We start from the raw sequence: 26,896 nt of genomic DNA on the forward strand, positions 1-26,896 counted from the left end.
ATGACGGTCTGGTTTGCGCTGCTGGCCGGGCTGGTGTTCGGCATCGGGCTGATCGTGTCCGGCATGGCCGATCCGGGCAAGGTGCTTGGCTTCCTGGACCTGGCGGGTGCCTGGGATCCGTCGCTGGCATTCGTGATGGCCGGCGCCGTGCTGGTGGGCACGCTGGCGTTTGCGCTGGCGCGCCGGCGCTCGCATGCGTGGCTGGGCCAGGCCATGCATTGGCCCACCGCGTCCGCGATCACGCCCCGGCTGGTGCTGGGCAGCGCCGCGTTCGGGGTGGGCTGGGGGCTCGCCGGTTTCTGTCCCGGCCCGGCACTGGTGGCGCTGGGCGCGGGCTATGCCAAGGCGTGGGGTTTTGTCGGCGCGATGCTGGCCGGCATGGCGTTGTTCGAGGTGGCGGAGCGGGTACGCAGGCGGCGCTGAGCCCGACGCCTCAAGGCAAAGCATCGATCACAGAACGTGCATCGTGCCCACCGGGACACACTTGGATGCACGCAATGCTGGCCCGTTGCGCCAAGCCGGTTTAAGATTGCGCGATTATCGAACAACGAACCCGGACAAGCACAGCCCAATGGAAGTCCTCCGCCCCATCGGTCTCGGTCATGCACAGGCCGACACCGTCCGCGTCGCCCGGCCGCACGCCGATTTGCTGAGCAGCTTTGCCGGCGATCCCAATTTCATGCTGTCGCTGGCGCGCGGGCTTACCGTGCTGGAGGCCTTCTCGGAACGCAAGCGTCCGCTGACCATCTCGCAGGTGGCACAGCGCACGCAGCTGTCGCGCGCGTCGGTGCGGCGCTGCCTCTATACGCTGGAACAGCTCGGCTATGTCAGCCAGCAGGACGGCCAGTTCGCGCTGCGTCCGCGCGTGCTGCACCTGGGGCATGCGTATTTCTCTTCGACTTCGCTGGTGTCGCTGGCGCAGCCGATCCTGGACAACCTGAGCGCGCGCATCCACGAGACCTGCGCACTGGCCATCCTTGACGGCACCGACATCCTCTACCTGGTCCGTTCCGAAGTGCAGCGCGTGCTGAACTACTCGCTGGGCATGGGCAGCCGCCTGCCGGCCTACTGCACCTCAAACGGCCGGCTGCTGCTGGCGCACCAGCCGGCCACGGTGCTCGACGGCTTTTTCGAGCATGCCGAGCTGCGGCCGCGCACGCTGCAGACCAAGGTGTCGCGGCAGGAGCTGGAGGCATGCTTCGAGCGAGCGCGCGAAGTCGACTACGTGATCGTCGATGAGGAACTGGAGCCGGGCCTGCGCGCGATGTCCGTGCCGGTGCGCTCGGCCTCGGGCATCGTGCTGGCCGGCCTGAGCGTGAGCGTGCGCGCCGCGCGCGTGTCGGAAAGCGAGATGGTTACGCGGCTGCTGCCGCCGATGCGCGAAGCCGCCGCGGCGATCGGGCGGCTGATCGGCTCCTAGGCGCGCAGCCGCGCCGGGCTGGGCATGGCCGCGGTCACGCCGTGGCCGGCGATATGCTGCGGCACCAGACGTCCCTGCGCCAGCGCGGCACAGGCCTCGCGCCCGGCGCGGACCCTTCAGCCCCGGTGTGCCAGTTCCAGCGCGAACACCAGCCGCTGCAGGAAGTTTTCCATGCGGCCGTCCGGATTGATAAAGGCGCAGCCGAAGTGGTGGATGGCGTTGCCGTCGTGGCCGACCAGCCAGTGGCCGACCACCTGCAGGTCGAGCTCGACCTTGCCCAGCTCGCGGAAGTCGAGGCGGCACTTGGCCACGGTGGTGCCGACCGGCAACTGCTCGTCGGTGACGGTCTTGGAGCGCAGCCCGACGCCGGACAGCGACAGGTCGGCAATGTCCAGGCACAGCAGCGCATTGTCGACGTTGCGGATCTCGCAGCGATAGCCCTTGGTCACCAGCGTGCGCGCGCGGAAATGGCGGCGGCGCTGGAAGTGATAGAGCTTTTCCGGAAACTCGACGAGAAAGGCCGGGCCTTGCTCGAAGCGGGTCGCGGCCGGCTGCCCGACCATGAAGTTCACCGGCACGCCGCGCAGCAAACCCGAGAACGCATTTTCTTCCGAGGTCATCAGCGACTGCCGCTCGGCGTCGGCATTGCACCAGTCGAACACGAAGGTCCGGTTGACCGGATCGACATGCAGGATCGAGGTGACGAACTGGTGGCCGGTGCGGGTACGCACACTCAGCATGCACTTCTGCCACGACAGGTCGCGCAGCACGGTGCCGATCTGGGAGTTGTGCGTGAGGCGGTAACGATCATCCGCCGGCGTGGCGGCGTCGACAGTGTCGGTATCGGTTCCGGTGCCGGCCCCGGTGGCTTCGTGCTGATTCATGGATTCACGCAACGTCTGGTATAGCGGGATGCCGCCGGGTAATGGGGTGTGGGGGCGCGGCAGCCAGTCGGCCTGCCGGCCGCGCGCCGCATGTTAAGCGCGTGCCCCCGCGTCCGGCAAGACTCATGGCGACACCTTCGGCAAAACTGTGGCAGAACTTGAGCACAGACTTACGGGGGGTAGCGTCCGCGCCGCTTTCAGGCGTCCTTCGGCTCCAATGGCGGGCCCGCGGGGGACGCGGCCGGCGCCGCAAGGGTAGCCTGCGCCTCTTCGCGCAGCCATGCGAGCAGCAGCAGCCGGCGCGTGTCGTGCTCGAACGGCGCCGGCGACAACAGATGGTACGCCGATCCGTCCGGCGTGAAGCCGAACGGGGCAGCCAGGCGCCCGTCCGCGATCTCGTCGGCGGCCATCAGCCGCGAAGCCATGGCCCAGCCCAGACCCGCCGCGGTGGCCTGCAGGCTCAGGTAGAAGTGCTCGTACCAGGCATCGCCCTCGAACCGGGCAGCCAGCGCGGCCGGCCCGGCCGCGGCCAGCCAGCGTTGCCAGGCATCGGGCCGGGTGCGCGTATGCAACCGTGCCGGAACAGCGGCGGCACCCTGGGCCAGCAGCGGGCGGCACACCGGCCCGACCCATTCCTGCGCCACCTCGCGCGCGTGCCAGCGCGGCTCGAAGGCGAAGTCATTGCGCCGCAGCGCCAGGTCGGCGCCGCTGCGCGCGAAATCGATCGGCCCGCCCGCCGCCATCAAGTGCAGCGGGATGTCTGGGTGGCGCGCGGCAAAGCGCGGCAAGCGCGGGATCAGCCAGCGCATCGCCACGGTGGGCTCGCACGACAGCACCAGCGCGCGGCCGGGCGGCTGGGTGCGGATGCGCGCGGCGGCGCCGGCCAGCATCTCCATTGACTGGGAGGCGGCTGCGAACAGCGTGCGCCCCGCTTCGGTCAGGAAGACGCCGCAGCCAGTGCATCGGTATTTTCAGTCAGTTTTTCTCACGGATTTGCGCGAGTATATATCGGTTGTGGGCCCCGTTGCCGGCACGCAGAATTGGGTACGCTTTGCCGTGCCGGGCCAGTCCGGAGGCGGCGATCTGCCCAACCACCCACAACGTAATCTCACACAAGATGATTCCCTTCGCCGAATCGCTGGCGGTCGCCGCGGTGACCGTGCTAGCCGTGGTCAGTCCCGGCCCGGACTTCGCCATGGTGACCCGCAACAGTTACCTGTACGGCCGCCGCGCCGGGCTGCTCAGCGCCTCTGGCATCGCGCTCGGGGTGCAGGTCCATGTGCTGTACACGATGTTCGGCGTGGCGCTGCTGATGGCGCATGCGCACAGCGTGCTGACGGTGGTGAAGGCGCTGGGCGCGGCCTACCTGGTGTGGATCGGCCTGCAGACGCTGCGCCGGCGCGCGCCGCTGACGGTCGACCTGCACGGCGCACCGGCACTGCGGCCGGCCGCGGCCTTGCGCATGGGCTTCCTGACCAATGCGCTGAACCCGAAATGCACGCTGTTCGTGGTCAGCACCTATACGCAGGTGGTCGATGCGCACACGCCGGTGCCGGTGCAGTTCGGCTATGGCGCTTTCATGTCGCTGGCGCACCTCGCGTGGTTCAGCCTGGTGGCCTGTGTGTTCACCGCGCCGGCGCTGCGGGCGGCAATGCTGCGCCGGCAGCGGCTGCTTGACGGCACCATCGGGTCGGCGCTGTGCGGGCTCGGAGTCGCCCTGGGGCTCAGCAACCTGGCGTAGCAGCGGGCCGGGCAAGCGGCCACGCCTGCTGCACCAGGTGCTCCGCGCCCTGCGGTCCAAGCCGGCTTTCGAACAGCACCAGCCGCTGCACCGGCCAGGGATCGCTGGCGAGCATGCGTTGCGCGTCGAGCCAGGCGCGCAACATGGCCTCGGGTACCGTCGGGCGGCAGCGCGCCAGCGTCAGGTGGGGGTGGTAGCGGCGGCGTTCCGGCTCAATGCCGGCGGCCTGCGCCAGCGCCTGACCCACCGCGGCGTGCAGCGCGCGCAGCGCGTCAAGCCCTGGGCCCGGGGCAAGGCCCGCCCACAGCACCGACCCCTGGCCGGTGCGGAAGCGGCCAGTGCCTGCGGCCTGCAGCGTGAAGGCGGGCGCGACGAGTCCGCCGAGCGCGGCATTCAGCTGCGCCTCGGGCACGCCGCATTCGCCGAGAAAATGCAGGGTGAGATGAACCTGGGTGGCCGGCACCGGGCGCAGGCCACTCGCGTCCGGCAGGGTCGACAGCAACCGCGCCGCCTGCGCCGGCGGGACTTCCACGGCGAAAAACAGGCGCGGCATGGCGCCGGCTCAAGCGCCCGCCGGGCCGACGCCCTCGCGCCGCAGCAGCGCGCGCTTGCGCTCGATGCCGCCGGCGTAGCCGGTCAGCGCGCCGGCGGTGCCGATCACGCGATGGCAGGGCACGATCACCGACAGCGGGTTGCGCCCCACCGCGCCGCCGACCGCGCGCGCGTGCGTCGGCGGCAGGCCGAGGGCGCCGGCCAGTTCGCCGTAGGACGCGGTTGCGCCGCATGGAATGTCCTGCAGCGCCTGCCACACGCGCTGCTGGAACCGGCTGCCCGCGAAGCGCACCGGCACGGCAAAGGTGTCGCGCTTGCCGGCGAAGTATTCGGCCAGCTCCAGCGCGGCGCGTTCGAGCACGGCCGCTTCCTGCGGCGATGCCTCGCCACTGTTTCCTGCCACGTTGGCGGGATAGTACTTCTGCCCGGCGAAGAACACGCCGGTCAGGCACGCCCCTTCCGCGCGCAGCAGCATGGTGCCCAGCGGGCTGTCGATCTCGCGATAGCTGCTCATGTCATGGTCTCCGGTTCGGACGCGGCAGGCGCGTCCTTCATGGTCTCATAGCGATGCCACAGGTGCACCGCCGCATAGGCCCGCCATGGCGCCCATTGTGCGGTGCGCGCGTGCATCGCACGCACGGTGTCGACGCCCAGCACCTTGCGCAGCGCATAGTCGGTGCCAGGGAAGGCATCAGGCCAGCCGAGCGCGCGCATGGCGACATACTGCGCGGTCCAGTCGCCGATGCCGTCGATGGCGCGCAGCGCAGCGACGGTCGCTTCGGGCGGCGCGAGCGCGTCAAGCGCGAGTGTGCCGTCGGCCACGCGCTGCGCCAGCGCTTGCAAGGTACGCGCCTTGCCCGCCGTCACGCCGGCGTCGCGCAGGTCCTGCGGCGGCATGGCGGCGATGGCGGCGGCGCTCGGGAACAGGCAGCGCAGGCTGCCCGGCAGGGTATCGGGCAGCGTTGTCGCCGATTCCGCACGCTGCGCCAGTGCGGCCAGGATGCGGCGTGCATGCACGACCGAAATGACCTGCCCCACCACTGCACGCACGGCAATCTCGAACCCGTCGACGCTGCCCGGCAGCCGCATGCCCGGCACGGCCTGCGCGAGCTCGCCGAGATGGCGGTCGACCACATCGGGACGGCAGCCCAGGTCGCACAGCCGCCGCACCTTGCCCAGCGCCTGCGGGATCGCGCGCGCCAGCGACGCCGACAAGGTCACGCGCAACACCATGCGGCGCGGCACATGCTCGATGCGGACCCAGCCGTCATACACGGTGCCGCCCGCTTCCACGCGCAGCGTGCGCGCATAGGCGCCGTCGCGGATCTCTTCGATGCCATCCACCGCGCGCGCGGCCAGGAAACGCAGCAGCGCCTCCCAAGCCAGCGGCGGCCGGTAGCCAAGCTCGAACACGAGCCGGTCGGCCACGCCGTCGGCGGCGCGCCGGCGCAGCGCGAGCGGGGTCAGGCCGTAACGCGTCTTCAGCACATCGTTGAAGCGGCGCACGCTGCCGAAGCCCGCCGCCAGTGCCACCTCGGTCACCGGCAGCGCGGTGTCGGCCAGCAGGCGCTTGGCCAGCAGCAGTCGCTGCGTCTGCGCGTACTCGAGCACCGAGACACCGAACTGCGCATCGAACAGGCGCCGCAAATGCCGCTCGGTCACGCCGATGCGCGCAGCCAGCGTGGTGACGCTGCCTTCGGCCATGAAGCCTTCGTCGATCAGCGTGGCGGCAGCCTGCGCGAGCCGGCCCGAAATATCGGCAAGGCCGTGCCCGGGCGCCAGTTCGGGGCGGCAGCGCAGGCAGGGACGGAAGCCATGCTTCTCGGCGGCGGCGGCACTTTCGTAGAAGGTGCAATTCTCGCGCTTGGGGGTGCGTACTGCGCACACCGGCCGGCAGTACACGCCGGTCGAGGATACGCCCACGAAGAAGCGCCCGTCGAAGCGGCGGTCGTGCGATGCCACGGCCTTGTAGCAGGTATCGGGATCGAGGTTCATGCCGGCATGCTACCGCTTCGGCCGCCTGCGCACCGGCTGGATTCGGACATTCCCCTCTGGCATGCAGAGGTGGGCTGCGGCACAGTTCCAGGTACGGGCGGCAGCTAGAATTGCGCTTTGCGCCACTGCCATCTGGCTCCTCACCCGGCAGCCAGCCCACACCGGAGACGCCATGCGCCGCTTTGTCCTGCACTTGTCGATGCTCGCCTCGCTGGCCCCGCTGCCCGCGCCGGCACAAACCGTGCAGCCCATGCAGCCGGTGCCGGCGGCATCGCCTGCGCTGGCGCAGGTCGCCACCGTGGAAGGCATCACCGAATACCGCCTGCCCAACGGCCTGCGCATCGTACTGGCGCCGGATGCGGCCAAGCCCACCACCACGGTCAACATCACCTACCTCGTGGGCAGCCGCCACGAGAACTACGGCGAGACCGGCATGGCCCACCTGCTCGAGCACCTGCTGTTCAAGGGCACGCCTTCGCTGCCGGGCAAGGCCATTCCGACCGAGTTCGCGCGGCGCGGCATGAGCGTCAATGGCACCACCACGCAGGACCGTACCAACTACTTCGGCACCTTTGCCGCCAGCGACGAAAACCTCGACTGGGCGCTGCGCATGGAAGCGGACCGCATGGTCAACAGCGTGCTGTCCAAGGCCGACCTCGACAGCGAAATGACCGTGGTGCGCAACGAGATGGAAATGGGCGAGAACAGCCCGTCGCGCATGCTGATGCAGCAGACCATGTCGGCCGCATACCGCTGGCACAACTACGGCAAGGCACCGATCGGCGCGCGCAGCGACGTCGAGAGCGTCAGCATCGACAACCTGCGCGCGTTCTACCGGCGCTACTACCAGCCCGACAACGCGGTACTGGTGGTGGCGGGCAAGTTCGATCCCGCCGCCACGCTGGCCCGCATCGAGCGCTACTTCGGCCCGATCCCGCGCCCCACGCGCGTGCTGCCGCCCGAGCATACGGTCGAGCCGGCGCAGGAAGGCGCGCGCGAACTGGTGATCTTGCGGCCCGGCGACAACAGCCTGGTGGCCGCGCAGTACCACGTCAGCCCCGGCGCACATCCCGATACCACGGCGCTCTCGATGCTGACGATCATCCTCGGCGACACACCCGGCGGGCGCCTGTACAAGGCGCTGGTCGAGCGCGGCCAGGCCGCTTCGATCGGCAGCGCGTTCTATGCAATGAAGGATCCCGGCACGCTGCTGTTCATGGCGGAGACGTCCAGGGACCAGTCGCTGGCCGCCGCGCGCGCAGGCCTGATCACGCAGGTCGAAGGCTTTGCCGAGGCCCCCGTGACCGAAGCCGAGCTGGAACGCGCACGCGTGCGCATGCGCAATGCCTACGACCACTACATGAGCGACCCGGGCGCGCTTGGCATCGCCCTGTCGGAGGCCATTGCAAAAGGCGACTGGCGGCTGTTCTTCGTGAACCGCGATCGCATCGAGACCACCACACTGGCGGACGTGCAGCGCGTGGCACAGAATTACCTGCAGTCGTCGAACCGCACCGTGGGCCTGTTCGTGCCGTCAGCGCAGCCGGCCCGCGCACAGGTACCCGCTACGGCGGACGTGGCCGCGATGGTCAACGGCTACCAGGGCAAGCCGGCGCTGGCGGCGGTCGCGCCGTTCGACCCCAGTCCCGCCAATATCGACGCCCATACCACGCGCCAGACGCTGGCCAACGGTATGCAGCTGGCCCTGCTGCCGAAGCCCGCGCGCGGCGAGGTGGTGCATGGCATGCTGGTGCTGCGCATGGGCGACGTGCAGAGCCTGCAAGGGCTGACCACGGTGGGGGCGATGACCGCGTCGATGCTTCGGCGCGGCGCCGGCGGCATGAACCGCGAGCAGCTCGCCGACCGCATCGAGGCGCTGCGCGCGCGCGTCGGCATCGGCGGCAGTTCGGAGCGGGTGACCGTCAGCTTCGAGACACGCCGGGCGCAATTGCCCGAGCTGCTGGCACTGCTGCGCGAGATCCTGCGCGCGCCCGACTTTCCCGAAGCGGAATTCGAGACGCTGCGCAAGACCAGCATCGCGGATATCGAAAGCGTCCAGAGCCAGCCGGGCGTGATGGCGTCGAATGCACTGGGCCGTCACGGCGATCCCTATCCCGCGGGCGATCCGCGCCACGCGCGCAGCTTTGCCGAGAACATCGCCGACCTGCGCGCGGCCACGCTGGCGCAGGTGCGTGATTTCCACGCACGCTTCTACGGTGCGGGGAATGCGCAGTTGAGCCTGGTCGGCGACTTCGACGCGCCGGCCGCGGCGGCGCAGGTCGCGCAATTGTTCGGCGACTGGACTGCGGCGCAGCCATATGCGCACGTCGAGCGGCCATTCGTGCCGATTCCGCCGGCAGAATTGACACTGCCCGCGCCGGGCAAGGCCAATGCCGTCTACGTGGCCGCCGCGCCGATCGACCTGATCAACGACTCGCCGGACTATGCGCTGCTGATGATCGCGAATCGCGTGCTGGGTGGCGCCAGCCTGCGCAGCCGGCTGGCCGACCGCCTGCGCCAGCAGGAGGGGTTGAGCTATGGCGCCAGCAGCTGGGTACAGGTGGGCGCGCTCGACCGCGCCGGCCGCTTTGGCGTGCAGGCGCAGTACGCGCCGCAGAACCTCGCGCGCTTGCAGCGCGCGGTCGCCGACGAGCTCGAGCGCTTCACGCGCGACGGCATCACCGCACCGGAACTGGCGGAAGCGGTCAGCGGCCTGCTGCAGCAAGGCACGGTCAGCCGCAGCAATGACGCGGCGCTGGCGGGTACGCTTGCCAACCAGCTCTACCTGGGCCGCACCATGGCCTTCACCGCGGAACTCGAGGCGCGGCTGCGCGCGGCCACGACGGAATCGGTCAACGCCGCGATCCGGCGCTATATGCAGGCGGGCGGAATGTCCCGCGTCTATGCGGGCGACTTCAGCGGCGCCCCCGCGCCGCAGCCGACCCAGGCACGCGATGCGGCCAACGGCAGCCAGGCAGGCGGCGGGACGAGCACCGAAGCGGCCGGCACCACGCCTGCCGCGCAGCCCTGACATACCGGGGAAACAAAGTTCGGCTGCACTGGCGGGAAGCGCAGGAACGGCCAGGCAGCGTCATGCTGCCCGGGCGGCCAGGGTAAGGGCCCTGCGCGAAAGACCGGGCACGGCAGGCTGGGCGCACAAGGCCAGGCGCGAAAGATTAGGCTGGCAGGCACCGCCGCGGTGCAGGCTCTTGCCGCGACCCCGGGTTGACTGTATATTCGTACAGTATAAGTCGATACAAGAGGTGTGGATGTCAATCGTGCGAGCTGGCAGCAAGGCAGAAGCGCTCCGGCTTCTGGCCTCGGAAGACGTGCTGGCGCTGGAGCTGGACTACGAGACAGGCTGGCAGGATGCGGTCGAACTCGGCAGGCTCGGAGAAAAGCGCGGTATCAAGGTGCAGTATCGCGGACAGGAAAGCATCGCTGTCCGCTCCCGCGAAGCCCTGATCGAAGGGCTCGCCAAACCCAAGGGCACGTTCCGCCAACGCAATCTCTATTGCCAGTTCGATCTCGGCACGCTGGCGGATCATGAACTGCTCGACCTCGAGGCCAAGGCCACGCGGCTCGGGGACTATATTCTCGCGGGCCACCTGCTGCGCGATGTCGATGGAGTGTGGCCGCAGCAATAGACGCTGCGATCAGATCGGCACTGCAAGCAAAAATAAAGGCCGCCATGCCGGCGGCCTTCGACCTTCCGATCGCGCGCGGTGCGATCAGTGCCAGAGCCGCGTCGCGTTGGCCCAGCGCGCCGCGCACGATTGCGTGGCGGCGGCAGCGGTCGCCTCGGCTGCAGCACCGGCTTCGGCAAACAGGCCGTCATCGGCCAACGTCTGCGCGGCGCTGTCCAGTGCCGTGCGCCACATGACTGCCGATACCAGCGTCTTGCATTGGCGGCGTTCGCCATGCGCCAGCGCCAGCAGGCGCTCGAAGCCCTCCATCACGATCAGGCGGTCGCCGCGGCACGGCTGCAGTTGCAGCGTGTACAGGTGATCGCATTCGCAATGCAGGCTACCGCCGCTTACCGCCAGCACGATTGCGCCGGGCAGCGCGATACCGCTGGCCTGCACCTCGCAGCGCAAGCGCGCCAGGTGCGCCTGCGCGCGCGGGTCGCTGCCCTGGGCGATGTCGGCCGGCACCGCGCCCAGCGCCATCAACTCCGCGGGCGATACCGCCAGCGTGTACGCCTGCAGCGCACTGCGATAGGACGCCACCACCGCGCGCAGGCGGTGCGGCGTGTCAACCTCATGGCCTGCCGGCCCGCGATCCTGCCAATCGTTCATGTCGACTCCTGCCGCGCCGGGCGGTTACATGGTCAGTCGCGCAGCAGCTGCTTGGCGATGATCAACTGCTGGATCTGCGTGGTGCCTTCATACAGGCGCAGCAGGCGCACGTCGCGGTAGAAGCGCTCGGCCTTGTACTCGGCGATATAGCCGGCGCCGCCGTGGATCTGCACCGCGCGGTCGGCCACGCGGCCCACCATCTCGGTACAGAACATCTTGGTGCAGGAGGCCAGCATGCTGACTTCCGGGTCGCTCTTGCCGGCGGGCTTCGCATCGTAGCGCTGCGCGCAGTCGCGCACCATCGACAGGCCGGCATAGAGTTCGGCCTGACTGTCGGCCAGCATCGCCTGGATCAGCTGGAAATCGCCGATGGGCTTGCCGAACTGCTTGCGCTCCTTGGCATAGGCCACGGCATCGGTGATCAGGCGATGCGCCATGCCGCAGGCCAGTGCCGAGATATGCAGACGGCCGCGGTCGAGCACCTTCATGGCGGTCTTGAAACCCATGCCCGGCACGCCGCCGATAATGTTGGCGGCGGGCACGCGCGCGTTCTCCAGCACCACGTCGCAAGTCTTGGTGCCACGCTGGCCCATCTTCTTGTCGGGCTTGCCCAGCGAGATGCCCGGGGTGTCGGCCGGCACGATGAAGGACGAAATGCCCGAGGCACCCGCACCGCCGGTGCGCGCCATCAGCGTAAAGGCGCCGGCGCGCGGTGCATTGGTGATAAAGCGCTTGGTGCCGTTGATGACGTAGTGGTCGCCGTCCAGCTCGGCCCTGGTCTGCAGCGAGGCCGCGTCGGAGCCGGCATTCGGTTCGGTCAGCGCAAACGAGATGATCAGGTCGCCGCTGGCGATACGCGGCAGGTAAGACTGCTTCTGCTCTTCGGTGCCATCCATCAGGATGCCCTGCGAGCCGATGCCGACGTTGGTGCCGAACACCGAGCGGAAGGCAAACGCGGTGTGGCCAAGGTCGTACACCACATCGCATTCCTGCGACATCGACAGGCCGATGCCGCCGTAGTTTTCGGGAATGGAGATGCCGAACAGGCCCATCTCCTTCATGTCCGCGACGATATCGGCGGGGACGTCGTCGGTCTCTTCCAGCGTGTCCTCGGCGGGCTTCAGGCGTTCGTCGATGAAGCGCTGCACCGAGGCGCGCAGCAGGGCAAAGGATTCTTGGTCAAGGGCCATGAGGATTCTCCGGGTCAGGCGATACGACTGTCTGGCCGACATGGTACGCCGGCCGCGTGATTTGACAATCCACTGGAGATTGGACAGAAGCGTCAATGGAATTTGACAATCCGCCGCTGTCAGCGCCACGTCACTGCGAACAGCCCCGCCAGCCCGAGCGCCAGCGCCGCCAGCGCGTCGCCGGCGATCAGGCCGCCGCCCAGCAGCGATGCGGTGCTCATGTCCTCTGGCAGTGCCTGCCGCTCCCGCCTGGCCCCAGGCCTGGGCCCGGCCATGGCGCCACCGACGCTTGCCACCACGCCGCCCGCGGCCATCCAGCCAGCAGCCGCCAGGTTGACGAAGCCGCCGAAGGACGACGCATAGGGTGACGGCAGCAGCACTGCATCGAGCAGGAAGTCCGCCACCTTGCCCCGCCGGCCGGATTGCGCGAAGCGCCGCCATGCCGGGCCGCCCAGGATGACCTTGCGCAGCACCGCCGTTGCCAGACCCAGTGCCAGCCCCAGCGCCACCGCGGCGTGCTGGGCGGCGCGCGGCTGTGCCAGCCCGTGCAGCACGCCGACGATCTTGTAGGTCATGGCCGAGGCCCAGCGCGCCGGCTGCTGGTCCGCGGGCAGCCGGGTCTGGTCCAGCGCCAGCACCGGATATGCCTGCATGAACAGCCGCGCCATCGCCACGGCAACGAGGGCTCCCACCACGATGCCTGCGACCTGGTAGCCGAACTGCACCATGCGGTCGCTGCCCAGGCGCCAGCCGGTGGAACGGTCCTGCTGCATGTCGCTGGCTTCGGCGGTCGCCACCAGCAGCACGGTCGCCGCGATCAGGCCGACATGCGGCGCGCGCAAACCGGCCGCGGCCATCAGGATCACCGTCAGCACGAAGGCGGACGAGATCGGGTTCTGGTCGACCATGCCGACCGAGATGCCGTTGACCAGCGCGAACACCAGCACCAGCAGCACCGCCATCAGCTGGAATCCCAACGGCTGGCCGAACCACGCCACGCCCGCCGCAACCGTGGCTGCGCCCCACAGCAGCGCCCACGCGGCCACCCACGCCATGCCGGGCCCACGCCGCGGCTGCGCCGCCCGCGGGGCCCGGCTGCGCCACTGTCGCCACGCCTGCGCCAGCAGCAGCGCGACGTCGAGCGCGGCCGCGCCCATGATCATGCCCAGCGCCACCAGGAAAGTGGCCTTGCGATACGGCTCGCCAGGCGCGAGCCACCCCACGGACACGAACCACGGCGTCAGCGCCCAGCCGGCAAGCCCGCCCATCAGCGCCGCAATACCGATACGCGCCCCGACGATCATGCCGGCGCCGAAGGTCGCCGCCGACAGGTCCAGCGCCGCCAGCCACGGCACTCGCGCGGCGCCCAGGCCGCTGGCCAGCCCCAGCGCCATGCCACCGCCCAGCCGCGCAACCGAGCGCCGCAGCAGCACCGGGTCGGTCAGCGCGCGCAGGATATTGGCAACCGCCAGTCCCGACGGGAACGTCAGCTGCATCCGGTCCACCAGCAATGGCGTGTACAGCATGCCGATGCCCACGCCGTACATGCCGATGCACAGCATGTAGAGCACCAGCTGCCACAGCGGCGGCTGTGGAAGGCCGAGCCAGGTCATCGCCTGCAGTACCACCGCCATGCCGCCCATGCCAGCCACCGATGCCGCCGCGGTCTGGATGTAATTGGCGCCATGCCGGCCCGGTGCGCCATAACCGGCCGTCACCACCGAGCCAAGTATGCCGGCCAGCACCTGGCCCCCGACAAAGAAGCCCAGCGAGAAATTCATGTAAGCCGCGGCAATGCCGCCGAGCGGCCCGAGCACCAGCATGCCGGCTGCGCCCAGCAGCGCGTGGTAGCGCCAGCTGCCGCCAGCGGGCAGCCAGCTGGCGCGGGGCACGGCATCGGTGGGCAAGGTCGGCATGGCGAAGGCTCGGAGGCAGCAGCGGGTTGCGCTCTGCGAAGCATAGGCCACGACACCGGATGGGCGATGTGCGCCTTGTCTCCCTTTGGTGGCGGAACCGCCGCGCCAACCGGGTAAACACTAGTTTCGTGCGCAACCATCTGGTATATAGTTGCGCACGAAACCAATTACATCGAGCGAGACCAGCCATGACCGACTCCACCGCCCCGCACGCCGCAGTGCCACCGGCACCGCCTCCCGCTACCCGGCGCCCCTGGCCGCGCCACGTACCCGTGCTGATCGCCGGCGGTGGCCCGGTCGGGCTGGCGCTGGCGGCGCTGCTGGCGCGCTACGGCATCGACACGCTGGTGGTCGAGGCCGACGATGGCTACTGCGCCGGCAGCCGCGCCATCTGCATGTCGCGCCGCTCGCTCGAGATCCTGGGCTGGGTCGGCGCGGACCAGCAAACCGTCGAAACGGGCCTGCCCTGGGTGGGCGGCCGCAGTTACTACCGCGACGCCGAGGTGCTGCACTTCCGCATGCCGAGCGAGCCCGACGAGCGCTTCGCGCCGATGGTCAATATCCAGCAGTACTACCTTGAGGCGTTCGCGCACGAGGCCGCGCTGCGCGGCACCACGCCGGCGGACGTGCGCTTCGGCGCGCGCGTGCGCACGGTGCGTCCGCATGACGGCGGCGTGGTCGCGGAAATCGAGAGCGCCGACGGCGTGGCGCAGGTCGACGCGCAATGGCTGGTGGCCTGCGACGGCGGGCGCAGCACCGTGCGCGAGCAAATGGGCCTGCGCATGGAGGGCACGCAATATGAAGGCCGCTATGTGATCGTCGACATCGTGCAGAAGACCCGGCGCGAGGTGGAGCGGCTGGCCTGGTTCGACCCGCCGTCGAATCCGGGCTCGACCATCCTGATGCACCGCCAGCCCGACGACGTCTGGCGCATCGACTACCAGATCCGCGACGACGAGGACCCCGAGGAAGCGGTCAAGCCGGAGAACGTGCTGCCGCGCGTGCAGAGCCACCTCGACATGATCGGCGAGACCGAACCCTGGCAGCCGCTGTGGATCTCGATCTACAACGCCAAGTGCCTGTCGCTGCAGGACTATCGCCACGGCCGCGTGCTGTTCGCCGGCGACGCCGCGCACCTGGTGCCGATCTTCGGCGTGCGCGGGCTCAACTCGGGGCTGGATGATGCCGGCAACCTGGCGTGGAAGCTGGCCGCGGTCGTGCGCGGCCAGGCCGCCGACAGCCTGCTCGACTCCTATTCGGCCGAGCGCGTCCACGCCAGCCGGCAGAACATCGCCTACGGCGCCAAGAGCACCGAATTCATGGCGCCGCCCGACTTTGCCTTCCGCCTGATGCGCGAGGCCACGCTGCGGCTGGCGCAGGGCGACAGCCCGGTGCGTTCGCTGATCAACCCGCGCCAGTCGGCACCAATCGCCTACGCCGGATCGCCGCTGAACGGCGCCAGCGACTTCGGCGACGACTGCCCCGGCGCCGCGCCCGGGTTGCCCGCTCCGGAGGCGCGCGTCGCCAGCGCGCAAGGTGTCGGCCACCTGACGCAATGCTTCGGGCAGCGCTTCACGTTGCTCTACTTCGGCGATTCGCCCGCGCTGCCCGCCCCGCTGGCCGCGCTGGCGCAGGCCCATCCGCATACGTTGCAGGCACGCGTGATCGTCGACGGTACCGCCGCCCCCGCGGAGGGTACGCTCGCCGATGTCGCCGGCCAGGCGCGGGCGCGCTACGGCGCCCGGCCCGGCACGCTCTACGCGATCCGCCCCGACGGCTACGTGCTGTCGCGCTGGCGCGCGCCGGCCTGGGAAGACGTCGTCGCAACCCTCGCCCCCCTGATGCAAACCCCGCAATCCCCGCAACCCCAACCGGCCGGAGCCCCCCATGCAAGCTGATGACCTCGACCTCGCCTATACCCGCCTGTGCGAAGCCATGGGCCGCGTCGGCGAAGAACGATCCCCGCTGCTGCTGGCGATGATGTGCCTGGGACTGATGAGCCGGCAGGAAACGCTGGCGCCCGTGCTTGCATTGATCGACGAGGCGGAGGCGCGCAGCCAGGCCTAGGGTCTGTTCCCATATAACGCGCGTGCGTTTTATACGGGGACAGACCCTACGCACTACAATGCCGACGCCCGACCGGACATCGCCATGAAACCACTGCCACGCCTGGACCAGTTCCTGACCTACCGCCTGCACCAGGTCAACAAGCTCAGCGACAAGGACAGCGCCGCCGCCTACCTGGAGCAGTGCGGCCTGCTGCTGAGCGAAGGCCGCTGCCTGGCGGCGATCGGCGCGTTTGCGCCGCTGTCGGTCAATGCGCTGGCGCACCGCGCCAACCTGACCAAGGGCCAGGCCAGCCGCTCGGCGCAGGCGCTGGTGGAACGGGGGCTGGTGAGCAAGGAAACCAGCGCGGACGATGGCCGCGGCGTGGTGCTGTCGCTGACCGCGCAGGGCAAGCCGCTGTACCGGCAGGCGATCGCCATGATTGCGCGGCGCAATGACGAGATCTTCGGCTGCCTGAGCGAGGTCGAGCAGGCGCTGCTGGGCAGCCTGCTCGACCGGCTGGCCGCGTACGCCGCCGCGCAGGACGGCGCGGCGGAGAGTGACGAGGCCTAGCGGCGCAAGCCGTCTACGTGCGCGCGCGCACCGTCGCGGCGCGCGGCGTCGGCTACCTCATTGGGGACCACGGTCTGGCCGATCGGAGCCAGCGCGATGCCGGCCAGCTTCAGGTGCTGGATCGCGAACGGGATGCCGATGATGGTGACGAAGTTGGCGACTGCCGCCATCACGTGGCCGATCGCCAGCCACACGCCGGCAAACACAAACCAAAGCACATTGCCCACCAGCCCCAGCGCGCCGGTGCCGACATCGTCGCGCCCGGTCAGCTCGCGCCGGCTGATAGCCTGCTTGCCAAACGGGAAGAAGGTGAAGCTGCCGATCACGAAGCAGGCCTTGCCCCACGGGATGCCGACAATCGAGATAAAGCAGAGCAGCCCTGCCAGCCACCAGGCCAGGCCCATCACCACGCCGCCGAGGATGAACCAGAGAAAGTTGCCGATTGCGCGCATGCGAGCCTTTTGTATGTGAGCAGGAGAGGACTCCGATGATACGCGCGGCGCCGGAGCGTACCCGTTTCTGCGTGTCGCGCCAGGGGATGCCCAACACGCTTCTGAACACGACGTGCGCGCCCTCCAACGTGCCGCTTCTGCGAGCCAATCGCTGCCGCCAAGCGCGGTCCGGCGCCGGCTCGCGACGGCAAAGCGTACCCGTTTCTGCGTACTCGTTTCGGTGTGACCGCTGCAGCCGTGGCCGCCTCCAGAAAGCTCGCGATGGCGGCGCAAAATTGTGACGCCCGACGGCCATTTGCCCGGCATCACGGAGATTGACGTCGGCAGGCCCGGGCTCAGGCGGCCGGAAAGGCGACCCTGACGCGCAGCCCCGGCCGCGCGTCTTCCAGCGCCACGCGGGCGCCGTGCGACTGCGCGATCTCGGCCACGATCGCCAGGCCCAGTCCGCTGCCGCCGGTGGGCGCCTCGGGCACGCGGTAGAAGCGGTCGAACACGCGTTCGCGTTCCTCGGCCGGAATGCCGGGGCCATTGTCGCTGACCACCAGCTCGACCGAACGCCCGTCGCTGCCGCGTGCCACCCGCACGTCGATGCGGCTGCCGGCCGGGACATAAGCCAGCGCGTTATCCAGCAGGTTGGTCAGCAGGATGCGCAAGGCATCGGCATCGCCATGCACGATGGCCGGCACCGCACCGGCTTCGCCATCCACGCCCAGGTCGATGTCGCGATCCAGCGCGGCCTGGGCCAGCTCGGCCACCACGCCGGTGGCGAGCGCGCGCAGCTCGACCGGCTCATGCGGCGGCGTGGCAGCGCCGGGCTCCTGCCGCGCCAGCGTCAGCAATTGCGTGACGAGGTGGGTCAGCCGCTCCAGCCCCTGGCGCAACTTCGCCACGGCCTCGTCGCGCGCCGCACCGTTGTCGGCACGCTCGACCAGCTGGGCCTGCAGTTGCAGCGCGGCCAGCGGCGTGCGCAGCGCGTGGGCGGCGTCGGCCACAAAGGCGCGCTGCGTGTCGATGGCGTGCGAGAGCCGCGCCAGCAGCTGGTTCAGCGCGGCGCTGAGCGGCGCGATCTCGTCCGGCATCTGCCGCACCGCCAGCGGTGCGAGCGTAGTGGCATCGCGCGCGCGCACTTCAGCGGCGATCTCGCGCAGCGGCCGCAGCCCGCGGCCCACCGCCATCCACACCAGCCAGCCAAGCAGCGGCAGCAGCAACAGCAGCGGCGCCACGGTGCGCAGCGCCATGCGCGCGGCCAGCGTGCGGCGCGCGCTCATGGGCTGCGCGATCTGCACCACGGTGGGTCCGAGCTGCATGCTGTACAGCCGCCATTCGCCTTGCTGCGTGGTCACGTTGGAGAAGCCCAGCTCGGCGCGCGCTGGCAGCGCCGTGTGCGAGTGCGACAGGTACAGGCTGCGCCCGGAGCCATCCCAGATATGGATGACGACGTCCTCGTCGGCATGCGACAGGTCGCCGGGCGAGCCGATGAAGGGCGGCACCACCGGGTCGGCAAACTGGCTCGGCAGCGCCGCGGCCATCTGCTTCATCTGGTAGTCGAACAGCGCATTGGCTTCCTGGCGCGCCTGGCCGTAGATCAGCGCGGTGGCAATGGCAATGCCGGCGAGCAGTCCCGCGGCCAGCCACCACAGCAGCGTTCGCTGGATGGAGCGCATCAGCCGGGCTCTCCCTCGCCATCCAGACGCGGCACCACGTAGCCCACGCCGCGGATATTGCGGATCAGCGCGGCGCCGAGCTTCTTGCGCAGCGCGTGGATATAGACCTCGACGGTATTGCTGCCAACCTCGTCGTCCCAGCCGTACAGGCGCTCCTGCAGCTGCGGCACCGACCACACCTTGCCCGGCCGCGACATCAGCGCCGACAGCAGCGCAAACTCGCGCGCCGACAGCCGCACCGGCTCGCCGCGGTGCGTGACCTCGCGCGTGGACGGGTTGAGCACGATCTCGCCATAGGTCACCAGCGGCTCGGCCCGCCCCGCGGCGCGGCGCGCGAGCGCGTGCATGCGCGCGGCCAGTTCCTGCAGGTCGAAGGGCTTGACCAGGTAGTCGTCGGCGCCGGCATTGAGGCCGGCGACGCGGTCGGCGACCGCGTCGCGCGCGGTCAGGATCAGCACCGGCGTCGGCACGCCGCGCGTGCGCAGCGCACGCAGCACGTCCAGCCCCGAGCGGCGCGGCAGGCCGAGATCGAGCAGCACCAGGTCGTAGCAGGCTTCACCGTCCTGCGACGAGGTGGCCGCGGCCAGGCCCGCTTCGCCATCGCGTACCCAGTCGACGGTAAAGCCCTCCTGCCGCAGCGCCTGCCTGACGCTGTCGCCGATCATGGCGTCGTCTTCCACCAGCAGGACGCGCATGGCTAGGCGTTCCCCGCTTCGCGGTCCAGGCGCTCGGCCAGCGCCCGCGCCAACCCGGGCAGCGCGGGGTGGCGCGCGGTGACGACATGGACCGGCACGTCTTCGAGCCAGCCGCGCATGCGGCCCTTGGCGACAAAGCGCTCGGCGAAGGAAGAATCCTGCAGCGCCGGCACGAAACGCGGCAGGATGCCGCCGCCCAGATAGACGCCACCGCGCGCGCCCAGCACCAGCGCGATATCGGCCACGACCGAGCCCAGCAGCCCGAAGAACACCGTCATGGTGCGCTGGCACAGCGGGTCGTTGCGCTGGAAAGCGCCGTCGGTGACCTGCTCCGGCTGCAGCGGCGCGAGCAAAAGCGTACCCGTTTCTGCGGCGAGCGCGGCATGGATCTGCGACAGCCCCGCGCCCGACAACAGCCTTTCCGCGGACACCCGTCCGAGCTGTCGATGCGCCGCGCGCCATGCCACCCACTCGTCGTCGGTAGCCGGCATCAGCTCCATATGGCCGCCCTCGCCGGCCAGCGCCACCATCTGCCCGCCCGGTGCCGGCACCAGCCCCGACACGCCCAGTCCGGTGCCCGGTCCCACCAGCGCCAGCGGCGCGGTCGGCACCGCGGTGCCGGCGCGCACCCGCGCCAGGCCGTCCGCCGGCAGGTGCGGCAGCGCCAGCGCCAGCGCGGTGAAGTCGTTCAGCGCCACCAGCGTCTGCAGGCCGAGCGCGCGGCGCATGCCCTCGATCGAGAACGACCAGTTGTGATTGGTCAGCTTGACCTGGTCGCCGGTGACCGGATTGGCCAACCCGATCGCCGCATGGCGCGGCACGCGCTGCCCGGTGGCCGTCAGGCCATCCAGGAACTGGCGCAGCGCAGCTTCGAGCGAGGGAAAGTCGGCGACCTTGAGCGCGGTCACCGGGCCGATCTGCATCGGCGCGGACTCGAGCGCGAAGCGCACGTTGGTGCCGCCGACATCGCCGAGCAGCCGCGGGAAGCTGGCGGTGGCGGTCGCGGGAGTGGAGGCGGTGTCAGCCATGGCGTCGGTCACGTCCCCTTCAGTCAGAATTCAGGCCTTGAACACATCGAATCCGTGCCGGTGGCGCGACGCCACCAGGCTCACCGGCAGCGTGGGCGTCGGCGCCTGCAGCGCGCATTCGAGCACCTTGGCCTTGGCTGCCCCGGTGATGGACAGGAATGCGCGTTCGGCCGCCAGCAGCGCGGCCAGGTTCAGCGTGATGCGCGCATGCGGCGCGGTGCCCGGATGCGTCAGCAGGTAGGCGGGCTGCGGATCGCTCAGCGCGTCCTGGAGTTCGGGCGCGTCCGGGAACAGCGACGCGGTATGGCCATCCTCGCCCATGCCGAGCACCACCACGTCAGGCTGGCGGAACGCGCGATTGGCGCGCGCCGTCGCCGCGGCCGGATCGGCCGCGTCCTGTGCATCGGCCACCAGCGGGATGAAGGCGGCACTGCCGGCGGCCTCGCGCAGCAAGTGCGCGCGCACCAGCGCGGCATTGCTGTCGGAGTGGTCGGGCGGTACCACGCGTTCGTCGACCAGCGTCACCGTCACCGCGTCCCAGCGCAGCGGGCGGTAGCGCAGCCGCTCGAACATCGGCACCGGCGAGCGTCCGCCGGACACCGCCAGCACCGCCCAGCCGTTGACGCGGATGGCGAGTTCGAGCGCATTGCTGATCGAGATGGCCAGGGCCTCGGCCTGGTCCATTGGAGTGGGATGTTCGAACAGGCGCATGTTGTTTCCTCTGGTTCAAGCTTCTTCGTGCCACAAGCCGCCGTCGCGCGACATCAGCGCCGACGACGCGGCCGGGCCCCAGGTGCCGGCGGTGTAGGGCTTGGGCGGTACCGTGCTGGCTTCCCAGGTATCGATGATGGGCTCGACCCAGCGCCACGCCTGCACCTGCTCGTCGCGGCGCACGAACAGGCCCAACCGGCCGCGGATCACGTCGAGCAGCAGCCGCTCGTAGGCGCCGGCGCGGCGCACCTTGAACGAGTTGGCGAAGTCGAGGTCGAGCGAGGTCGGCGTCAGCTCGAGCGTGTCGCCGGGCTGCTTGACCAGGCAATACAGCCGGATGCTTTCCTCGGGCTGCAGCTGGATCACCAGCCGGTTCTGCGGCGACAGCGTCAGCGGGCGCGGGAAGATCGCATGCGGCACGTCGCGGAAGTGGATCACGATCTCGGCCACGCGCGCCTGCATGCGCTTGCCGGTGCGCAGGTAGAACGGCACGCCTTCCCAGCGCCAGTTGGCGATCTCGGCCTTGATCGCGACAAAGGTCTCGGTGCGGCTGTCGGGCGCAATGCCGGCCTCATCGGTGTAGCCCGGCACCGGCTTGCCGCCGATGGCGCCCGCGCGGTACTGGCCGCGCACGGTTTTTTCGGCAACGTCCTGCGGCGTGATCGGCTTGAGCGCCTTCAGGATCTTGATCTTCTCGTCGCGGATGGCGTCTTCCGAAAGGCTCGCGGGCGGCTCCATCGCGACCATGCACAGCAGCTGCAGCAGGTGGTTCTGCACCATGTCGCGCAGCGCGCCGGTCTGGTCGTAGAAATCGCCGCGCGTTTCCACGCCGAGCTCTTCGGCGATGGTGATCTGCACGTCCTGCACCCACTCGCGCCGCCACAGCGGCTCGAACAGGGCATTGCCGAAGCGGATCGCCATCAGGTTCTGCACCGACTCCTTGCCGAGGTAGTGGTCGATACGGTAGATCTGCTCTTCGGCGAAGAAATTCGCCACCGCCGAGTTGATCGCCTCGTTCGATTCGAGGTCGTGGCCCAGCGGTTTTTCCAGCACGATACGTACGTTCGGCACATTGGGCGCCGTGCGCGTATTGAGGCCCGTGCGCGCAAGCTGTTCGCAGATCGACACGAACAGGTGCGGCGCGGTGGCGAGATAGCACACCACCACTTCCGGCTTGCGCGACAGCACCTTGTCGGCGAGCGCGTCGAAATGCGCGGGCACGCGTGCGTCGGCCTGCACGTAGCTGATGCGCGCGCAGAACTTCTCCCATGACTCCGGCGGCGCATGGGCCAGCGCGGGCCGCACGGTCTGCTCCAGTGACGCGAGGTAGTCGCCGGTCGACAAGGGCTGGCTGCCGGTGGCGAGGATGCGCGCGGCCGGATGCAGCAGGCCGGCGTGGTGCGCGTCGAACAGGGAAGGCAGCAGCTTGCGCCGCGCCAGGTCGCCGGTGCCGCCGAACAGCACCATGTCGAAATCAGGCATGCTCACCCTGCGCTCCTTGAGGATTCGAGTTGTCGCGGCCAGCGCGCGATGGCGGGCCGTGTTGCGGCCAGTTTACGTGAGTCGCTACGGCTTGGCGAGGCAAGCGTACCCATTTCTGCGTGGCTCGCCTGGACTGCGGGCGGGCATCCGGCGTGCAGCGTCCGGCAAAGTGCGCTAGGCTGAAAGCTCCCCCGCAGGAGAACCCCATGCCACGTCATCCAGTGCTCGAGCGGGTCACCGCCCGCATCGTCTCCCGCAGTGCCGCCACGCGCCAGGCGTACCTGGACCGCACCCGCGCCATGGCCGGGCAGAAAGTGGAACGCGCCCAGCTCTCTTGTACCAACCTGGCCCACGCGGTAGCCGCGATGCCTGACGAAGCCAAGATCCGGCTGAAGGCCGATGAGCGGCCTAACCTGGCGATCGTCTCCGCCTACAACGACATGCTGTCGGCGCACCAGCCGCTGGCGGCCTATCCCCAATGGATCAAGGAGGCGGCGCTCGAGGCCGGCGGCACCGCGCAGTTCGCCGGCGGCACGCCGGCAATGTGCGATGGCGTGACGCAGGGCCAGGACGGCATGGACCTGTCGCTGTTCTCGCGCGACGTGATTGCGCTGGCCTCGGCCGTGGCGCTGTCGCACCAGATGTTCGACGCCGCGCTGTACCTGGGCGTGTGCGACAAGATCGTGCCCGGCCTGGTGATGGGCGCGCTGTCGTTCGGCCACCTGCCCGCGGTGTTCGTGCCGGGCGGGCCGATGACCACCGGTATCAGCAACGACGAAAAGGCGCACACGCGCCAGCTCTATGCGGAAGGCAAGATCGGGCGCGAGGCACTGCTCGAAGCCGAGACCCGCTCCTATCACGGCCCCGGCACCTGCACCTTCTACGGCACCGCCAATTCCAACCAGATGCTGATGGAAATGATGGGGCTGCACCTGCCGGGCACCGCCTTCGTCAACCCCGGCACGCCGCTGCGCGAGGCGCTGACGCGCGAGGCCGCGCGCCAGGCGCTCAAGCTCGTGCATGGCGGCGAGCGCTACACGCCGGTGGCCGAAGTGCTGGATGAACGCGCCTTCGTCAACGGCATCGTCGGGCTGCTGGCCACCGGCGGCTCCACCAACCACACGCTGCACCTGATTGCGATGGCGCGCGTGGGTGGCATCGTGCTGGGATGGGACGACTTTGACGAATTGTCCGCGGTGGTGCCGCTGCTGGCGCGCGTGTACCCCAACGGCAAGGCCGACGTGAACCAGTTCCAGGCCGCGGGCGGACTGCCGGTGGTGATCCGCGGGCTGCTGTCGCTGGGACTGCTGCACGACGACGTGACCACCATCTTCGGGCGCGGGCTGGAGGACTATACGCGCGAGCCGGTGCTGCGCGACGGCAAGCTCGGCTGGATCGACGGCCCTGCGGCGCCGCTCGACGACAGCATCGTGCGCAGCGCCGGCCAGCCGTTCGCGCCGGACGGCGGCATCAAGGTCCTCGATGGCAAGCTGGGCCGGGCGGTCATCAAGACCTCGGCGGTCAAGCCCGAGCACCAGGTGGTGCAGGCGCCGGCGATCGTGTTCGAGCGTCAGGACGACGTGCTGCACGCGTTCAAGCGCGGCGAGCTGGAGCGCGACTTTATCGCGGTGCTGCCGTGGCAGGGCCCGGCCGCGTGCGGCATGCCCGAGCTGCACAAGCTGACGCCGACGCTGACGGTGCTGCAGGATCGCGGCTTTCATGTCGCGCTGGTCACCGACGGGCGCATGTCGGGCGCATCGGGCAAGGTGCCGGCAGCGATCCATGTCTGTCCGGAAGCGTTGCGCGGCGGCGCGATCGCGCGTGTGCGCACTGGCGACCTGATGCGCGTGGATGCGCCTGCGGGCGTGCTCGAGGTGCTGGTGCCGGATGACGAATGGCGTGCGCGCGAGGCGGCCAATCCGGACCTCAGTGCCAACCGGCACGGTGTCGGCCGCGACCTGTTCGCGGCCTTCCGCAGCAACGTCAGCACGGCCGAAAGCGGTGCCTGCACGCTGTTTGCCGACGAAGGCAAGGCCGCCTAGCCGAGCCCCTGCACCGGCTGGCGCGGCGCGGCGCCGGCGGCGCGCGCATGGGCCGGGTTTGGGGCCGGGTTTGGCGCGGCGTTTGGGGCCGATACCGGCGCGCCCTCCGACACCTTCACGGAGCCGGGCACCGAGCCCGCGCCCGGCACGTGCAGTTCCTGGATCGGCACCGCCAGCTTGCTGCCCGCTTGCTCCAGCACTTGCTTGATGCGCTCGTAGAAGGCGAAGCGCACGTTCCAGTAGTCGCCGTTCGAGGTCCAGTAGCGCACGTTGAGCGTGATGCCCTGCTGCGTGTAGTTGACCACCATGGCTTCCGGGCGCGGCTCGGACAGCAGGCGCGACTCGCGCGCCAGCATGCCGCGCAGCGCTTCGAGGCTGTGCTGCACATCGCTGTCGAAGGTCACCGTGGCCTCGATATCCGCGCGGCGCGTGGCGTTCTCGCTGTAGTTGGTGATCGCGCTGCCCCACAGCTTGCCGTTGGGCACGCGCAGGCAGACGCCGTCGAAGGTGGTCAGCTCGGTCATGAACAGGCCCGTCTCCCGCACCGTGCCCGCCACGCCCTGCGCATCGATGTACTGGCCGACGCGGAACGGGCGCAGCAGCACCAGCATGATGCCGGCGGCGATGTTCTGCAGCGTGCCCTGCAGCGCCAGGCCTATGGCCAGCCCCGCGGCGCCCAGCATGGCGATGATGCTGGCCGTCTGCACGCCGAACTGCGACAGCACCAGCACGATGGTCAGCACACGCACCATCCACTGCAGCGCATTGGCCAGCAGCGGCCGCATGGTTTCATCCACGTGGGTACCGCTCAGCGCGCGCCGGGCCGCATTGGCCACGCGCCCGGACAGCCACCAGCCGGCGAACAGGATCAGGATCGCCGCCAGGCAGTTCATGCCCTGGTTGATGGCGAACTGGACCAGGTAGGTCCAGCCCGCCTCCAGCTTGTTGGCATCGATGAAGTTCAGGTCCATGCGTCGGCTCCGATTGTTAGTGTTGGTTAGGGTTGGTCTGCGGGTAGCGGGATGCGTACCCGTTTCTGCGTACTCGCCGGCAGGATGCGGGCCGCGCCGGCAGCCGGCGGCCCGCTCAAACTTTCCATTAATTACCGGCTTTTTGTGCGCAAGATGTCAGACGATCACCAACAAAGGCATCGCCCGCGCCACAGTGAAGGGGACAACCGACGGGGCAATTGGTTTCCCGTGCAATCCGCCAGGAGCGCGTGCACCGTCTCGCCAGCCCTTGCCCGGCAAGGGCTGGCGGCGAATCACGCGGAGCGCGGCAATCCAGCGCGCCAGGTGCCGGGTGTGACCCCGAAAGCGGCACGGAAGCGGTGGCTCAAGTGGCTGGCGGAGGCAAACCCGGCACGCGCGGCCACTTCGTTCAGGCCCGGCCGTGGCTCGGCCAGTAGCTGGCGGGCGCGCTCGAGCCGCGCCCGCAGGATCCACGCATGCGGCGGCATGCCGAACGACACCCGGAACATGCGCGCGAAGTGGAACTCCGACAGGCCCGCCAGCGCAGCCAGCTCGCCCAGGGTCGGGTTGTGCGCGGGGTGGCTTTCGATCCAGTCGCGCACCGTGCGCCTGGCCTGCGCCGACAGGCCGCCGCGCCAGTCCGTCGGCGCAGCGCGCCCGGCATGTTGCAGCACCAGGTGGCTGACTGCCTCATGCGCCAGCGCGTTGCAGGCCATGCGCGCCTCGGGCTGCTGCCAGTCGAGCGCGGCCAGCCGCTGGCTCAATGCATACAGGAACGGATCGTCGGCAAAGGTCAGGTCCCGCAGCGCGACCGAACGCGGCTCGCGGTCGAGCAGGCGCACGCAGTGCCAGGCCAGCATCTCCGGCCTGAAATACAGGTGAAAGAATCGCTGCGGGCCGCCCACATGCCAGCGCGACTCCTGGTCCGCCGGCAACAGACAGAGCCGACCGGGCGCGCCCTTGTTTCCGGGCTGGTCGTACCGGTAGGTGCCAAGGCCGCCTTCCAGGTAGACCGAAATGGTGTGATGGCCGGGATGGGCGTAGGCGGTATCGTCGTCCCGGTTGCGCCACAGCGCCACGCCCAGCCCATCGCCCAGCACGGCCGCGCGCTCCAGCGACGCGCGCGAACTGGTGAGCACGGCAAAGACCGCGTGGCGCCGGAGCGAATCGGACGGAGCGGTCATGTGGTGGAGGCTGATACGCGTTGACGGGGCGACGTCGGCGACGCCTGAGGCC

24 protein-coding genes and 1 pseudogene are annotated in these 26,896 nt (G+C 69.7%); 9 read left to right on the forward strand and 16 right to left on the reverse strand.

Features of this window, described 5'->3' with window-relative positions:
- Both VSR71_RS13760 and VSR71_RS13765 read left to right on the forward strand, forming a co-directional pair.
- Positions 1–423 (forward strand): DUF6691 family protein, encoded by a 423-nt coding sequence (locus VSR71_RS13760; RefSeq protein ID WP_342914418.1) that lies wholly within the window; start codon positions 1–3, stop codon positions 421–423.
- A gap of 148 nt (positions 424–571) precedes the next feature.
- On the forward strand, positions 572–1,420 hold the full coding sequence (locus VSR71_RS13765; protein ID WP_342914419.1) for an IclR family transcriptional regulator domain-containing protein: 849 nt from the start codon (positions 572–574) through the stop codon (positions 1,418–1,420).
- A gap of 116 nt (positions 1,421–1,536) precedes the next feature.
- Here the strand turns inward: VSR71_RS13765 and VSR71_RS13770 are convergent, their stop codons facing one another.
- On the reverse strand, positions 1,537–2,304 hold the full coding sequence (locus VSR71_RS13770) for a flagellar brake protein (protein ID WP_342914420.1): 768 nt from the start codon (positions 2,302–2,304) through the stop codon (positions 1,537–1,539).
- A 197-nt stretch (positions 2,305–2,501) separates the two neighbouring features.
- Positions 2,502–3,254 (reverse strand): annotated as a pseudogene (locus tag VSR71_RS13775) (LysR substrate-binding domain-containing protein); the annotation flags it as partial.
- Between the two features lie 167 nt (positions 3,255–3,421).
- Between VSR71_RS13775 and VSR71_RS13780 the strand changes: the two are divergent.
- The gene (locus tag VSR71_RS13780; protein ID WP_342914421.1) at positions 3,422–4,045 is read left to right on the forward strand and encodes a LysE family transporter; all 624 of its coding nucleotides are present in this window, start codon (positions 3,422–3,424) and stop codon (positions 4,043–4,045) included.
- On the opposite strand, the gene thpR is transcribed toward VSR71_RS13780, so the two are convergent.
- From thpR to VSR71_RS13795, 3 genes are read right to left on the reverse strand one after another with little or no spacing between them, the layout of a single operon-like run.
- Positions 4,029–4,598 (reverse strand): RNA 2',3'-cyclic phosphodiesterase, encoded by a 570-nt coding sequence (gene thpR, locus VSR71_RS13785; protein ID WP_342914422.1) that lies wholly within the window; start codon positions 4,596–4,598, stop codon positions 4,029–4,031. The genes VSR71_RS13780 and thpR overlap by 17 nt on opposite strands.
- 9 nt (positions 4,599–4,607) lie before the next feature.
- The gene (locus VSR71_RS13790; protein WP_342914423.1) at positions 4,608–5,111 is read right to left on the reverse strand and encodes a methylated-DNA--[protein]-cysteine S-methyltransferase; all 504 of its coding nucleotides are present in this window, start codon (positions 5,109–5,111) and stop codon (positions 4,608–4,610) included.
- Positions 5,108–6,592: a DNA-3-methyladenine glycosylase 2 family protein gene (locus VSR71_RS13795; RefSeq protein WP_342914424.1), complete on the reverse strand. Its 1,485-nt coding sequence runs from the start codon at positions 6,590–6,592 to the stop codon at positions 5,108–5,110. Before VSR71_RS13795 ends, VSR71_RS13790 begins: the two co-directional genes overlap by 4 nt.
- Positions 6,593–6,764: 172 nt before the next feature.
- On the opposite strand from VSR71_RS13795, the gene VSR71_RS13800 reads away from it, so the two are divergent.
- Both VSR71_RS13800 and VSR71_RS13805 read left to right on the forward strand, forming a co-directional pair.
- On the forward strand, positions 6,765–9,623 hold the full coding sequence (locus VSR71_RS13800; RefSeq protein ID WP_342914425.1) for a pitrilysin family protein: 2,859 nt from the start codon (positions 6,765–6,767) through the stop codon (positions 9,621–9,623).
- Between the two features lie 238 nt (positions 9,624–9,861).
- A complete protein-coding gene (locus tag VSR71_RS13805) occupies positions 9,862–10,239 on the forward strand; it encodes a PHA-granule associated protein 4 (protein ID WP_209761851.1) in 378 nt (125 codons plus the stop codon).
- Positions 10,240–10,323: 84 nt separating this feature from the next.
- Here the strand turns inward: VSR71_RS13805 and VSR71_RS13810 are convergent, their stop codons facing one another.
- The 3 genes from VSR71_RS13810 to VSR71_RS13820 form a co-directional block, all read right to left on the reverse strand.
- Positions 10,324–10,890, reverse strand: coding sequence for a hypothetical protein (locus tag VSR71_RS13810; protein ID WP_342914426.1), 567 nt, complete (start codon positions 10,888–10,890; stop codon positions 10,324–10,326).
- A 32-nt stretch (positions 10,891–10,922) separates the two neighbouring features.
- Positions 10,923–12,080: an acyl-CoA dehydrogenase family protein gene (locus VSR71_RS13815; RefSeq protein WP_342914427.1), complete on the reverse strand. Its 1,158-nt coding sequence runs from the start codon at positions 12,078–12,080 to the stop codon at positions 10,923–10,925.
- Between the two features lie 119 nt (positions 12,081–12,199).
- Positions 12,200–13,996, reverse strand: coding sequence for an OPT/YSL family transporter (locus VSR71_RS13820; protein ID WP_342914428.1), 1,797 nt, complete (start codon positions 13,994–13,996; stop codon positions 12,200–12,202).
- A 188-nt stretch (positions 13,997–14,184) separates the two neighbouring features.
- Between VSR71_RS13820 and VSR71_RS13825 the strand changes: the two genes are divergently transcribed.
- The 3 genes from VSR71_RS13825 (at position 14,185) to VSR71_RS13835 (ending at position 16,615) form a co-directional block, all read left to right on the forward strand.
- The gene (locus VSR71_RS13825; RefSeq protein WP_342914429.1) at positions 14,185–15,894 is read left to right on the forward strand and encodes an FAD-dependent oxidoreductase; all 1,710 of its coding nucleotides are present in this window, start codon (positions 14,185–14,187) and stop codon (positions 15,892–15,894) included.
- Positions 15,884–16,063: a hypothetical protein gene (locus VSR71_RS13830; RefSeq protein WP_342914430.1), complete on the forward strand. Its 180-nt coding sequence runs from the start codon at positions 15,884–15,886 to the stop codon at positions 16,061–16,063. The genes VSR71_RS13825 and VSR71_RS13830 overlap by 11 nt, the downstream gene beginning before the upstream one ends.
- 84 nt (positions 16,064–16,147) lie before the next feature.
- Positions 16,148–16,615, forward strand: a complete 468-nt coding sequence (locus VSR71_RS13835) for a MarR family winged helix-turn-helix transcriptional regulator (protein ID WP_342914431.1) — start codon at positions 16,148–16,150, stop codon at positions 16,613–16,615.
- On the opposite strand, the gene VSR71_RS13840 is transcribed toward VSR71_RS13835, so the two are convergent.
- The 6 genes from VSR71_RS13840 to zwf form a co-directional block, all read right to left on the reverse strand.
- Positions 16,612–17,067, reverse strand: coding sequence for a YccF domain-containing protein (locus tag VSR71_RS13840; RefSeq protein ID WP_342914432.1), 456 nt, complete (start codon positions 17,065–17,067; stop codon positions 16,612–16,614). The two genes, VSR71_RS13835 and VSR71_RS13840, sit on opposite strands and share 4 nt — an antisense overlap.
- Before the next feature lie 335 nt (positions 17,068–17,402).
- Entirely contained in the window at positions 17,403–18,731 is a 1,329-nt protein-coding gene (locus VSR71_RS13845; protein ID WP_342914433.1) for a sensor histidine kinase, read from the reverse strand.
- On the reverse strand, positions 18,731–19,426 hold the full coding sequence (locus VSR71_RS13850) for a response regulator transcription factor (protein ID WP_342914434.1): 696 nt from the start codon (positions 19,424–19,426) through the stop codon (positions 18,731–18,733). Before VSR71_RS13850 ends, VSR71_RS13845 begins: the two co-directional genes overlap by 1 nt.
- A gap of 2 nt (positions 19,427–19,428) precedes the next feature.
- The gene (gene glk / locus VSR71_RS13855; RefSeq protein WP_342914435.1) at positions 19,429–20,454 is read right to left on the reverse strand and encodes a glucokinase; all 1,026 of its coding nucleotides are present in this window, start codon (positions 20,452–20,454) and stop codon (positions 19,429–19,431) included.
- Positions 20,455–20,484: 30 nt separating this feature from the next.
- Complete coding sequence (pgl, locus tag VSR71_RS13860; protein WP_342914436.1) at positions 20,485–21,165, reverse strand: 6-phosphogluconolactonase; 681 nt, start codon at positions 21,163–21,165, stop codon at positions 20,485–20,487.
- A 15-nt stretch (positions 21,166–21,180) separates the two neighbouring features.
- Entirely contained in the window at positions 21,181–22,647 is a 1,467-nt protein-coding gene (zwf, locus tag VSR71_RS13865; protein ID WP_342914437.1) for a glucose-6-phosphate dehydrogenase, read from the reverse strand.
- Between the two features lie 206 nt (positions 22,648–22,853).
- Between zwf and edd the strand changes: the two genes are divergently transcribed.
- Positions 22,854–24,689 carry a phosphogluconate dehydratase gene (gene edd, locus VSR71_RS13870; RefSeq protein WP_342914438.1) on the forward strand — a complete coding sequence of 612 codons (1,836 nt, stop codon included), beginning with the start codon at positions 22,854–22,856 and terminating at the stop codon, positions 24,687–24,689.
- On the opposite strand, the gene VSR71_RS13875 is transcribed toward edd, so the two are convergent.
- Both VSR71_RS13875 and VSR71_RS13880 read right to left on the reverse strand, forming a co-directional pair.
- Positions 24,686–25,660 carry a mechanosensitive ion channel family protein gene (locus VSR71_RS13875; RefSeq protein WP_342914439.1) on the reverse strand — a complete coding sequence of 325 codons (975 nt, stop codon included), beginning with the start codon at positions 25,658–25,660 and terminating at the stop codon, positions 24,686–24,688. The genes edd and VSR71_RS13875 overlap by 4 nt on opposite strands.
- Before the next feature lie 293 nt (positions 25,661–25,953).
- Complete coding sequence (locus VSR71_RS13880) at positions 25,954–26,844, reverse strand: AraC family transcriptional regulator (protein WP_342914440.1); 891 nt, start codon at positions 26,842–26,844, stop codon at positions 25,954–25,956.
- Between the last annotated feature and the right edge of the window lie 52 nt (positions 26,845–26,896).

Source organism: Cupriavidus oxalaticus (assembly GCF_038900635.1).
Lineage (GTDB): Bacteria > Pseudomonadota > Gammaproteobacteria > Burkholderiales > Burkholderiaceae > Cupriavidus > Cupriavidus oxalaticus_B.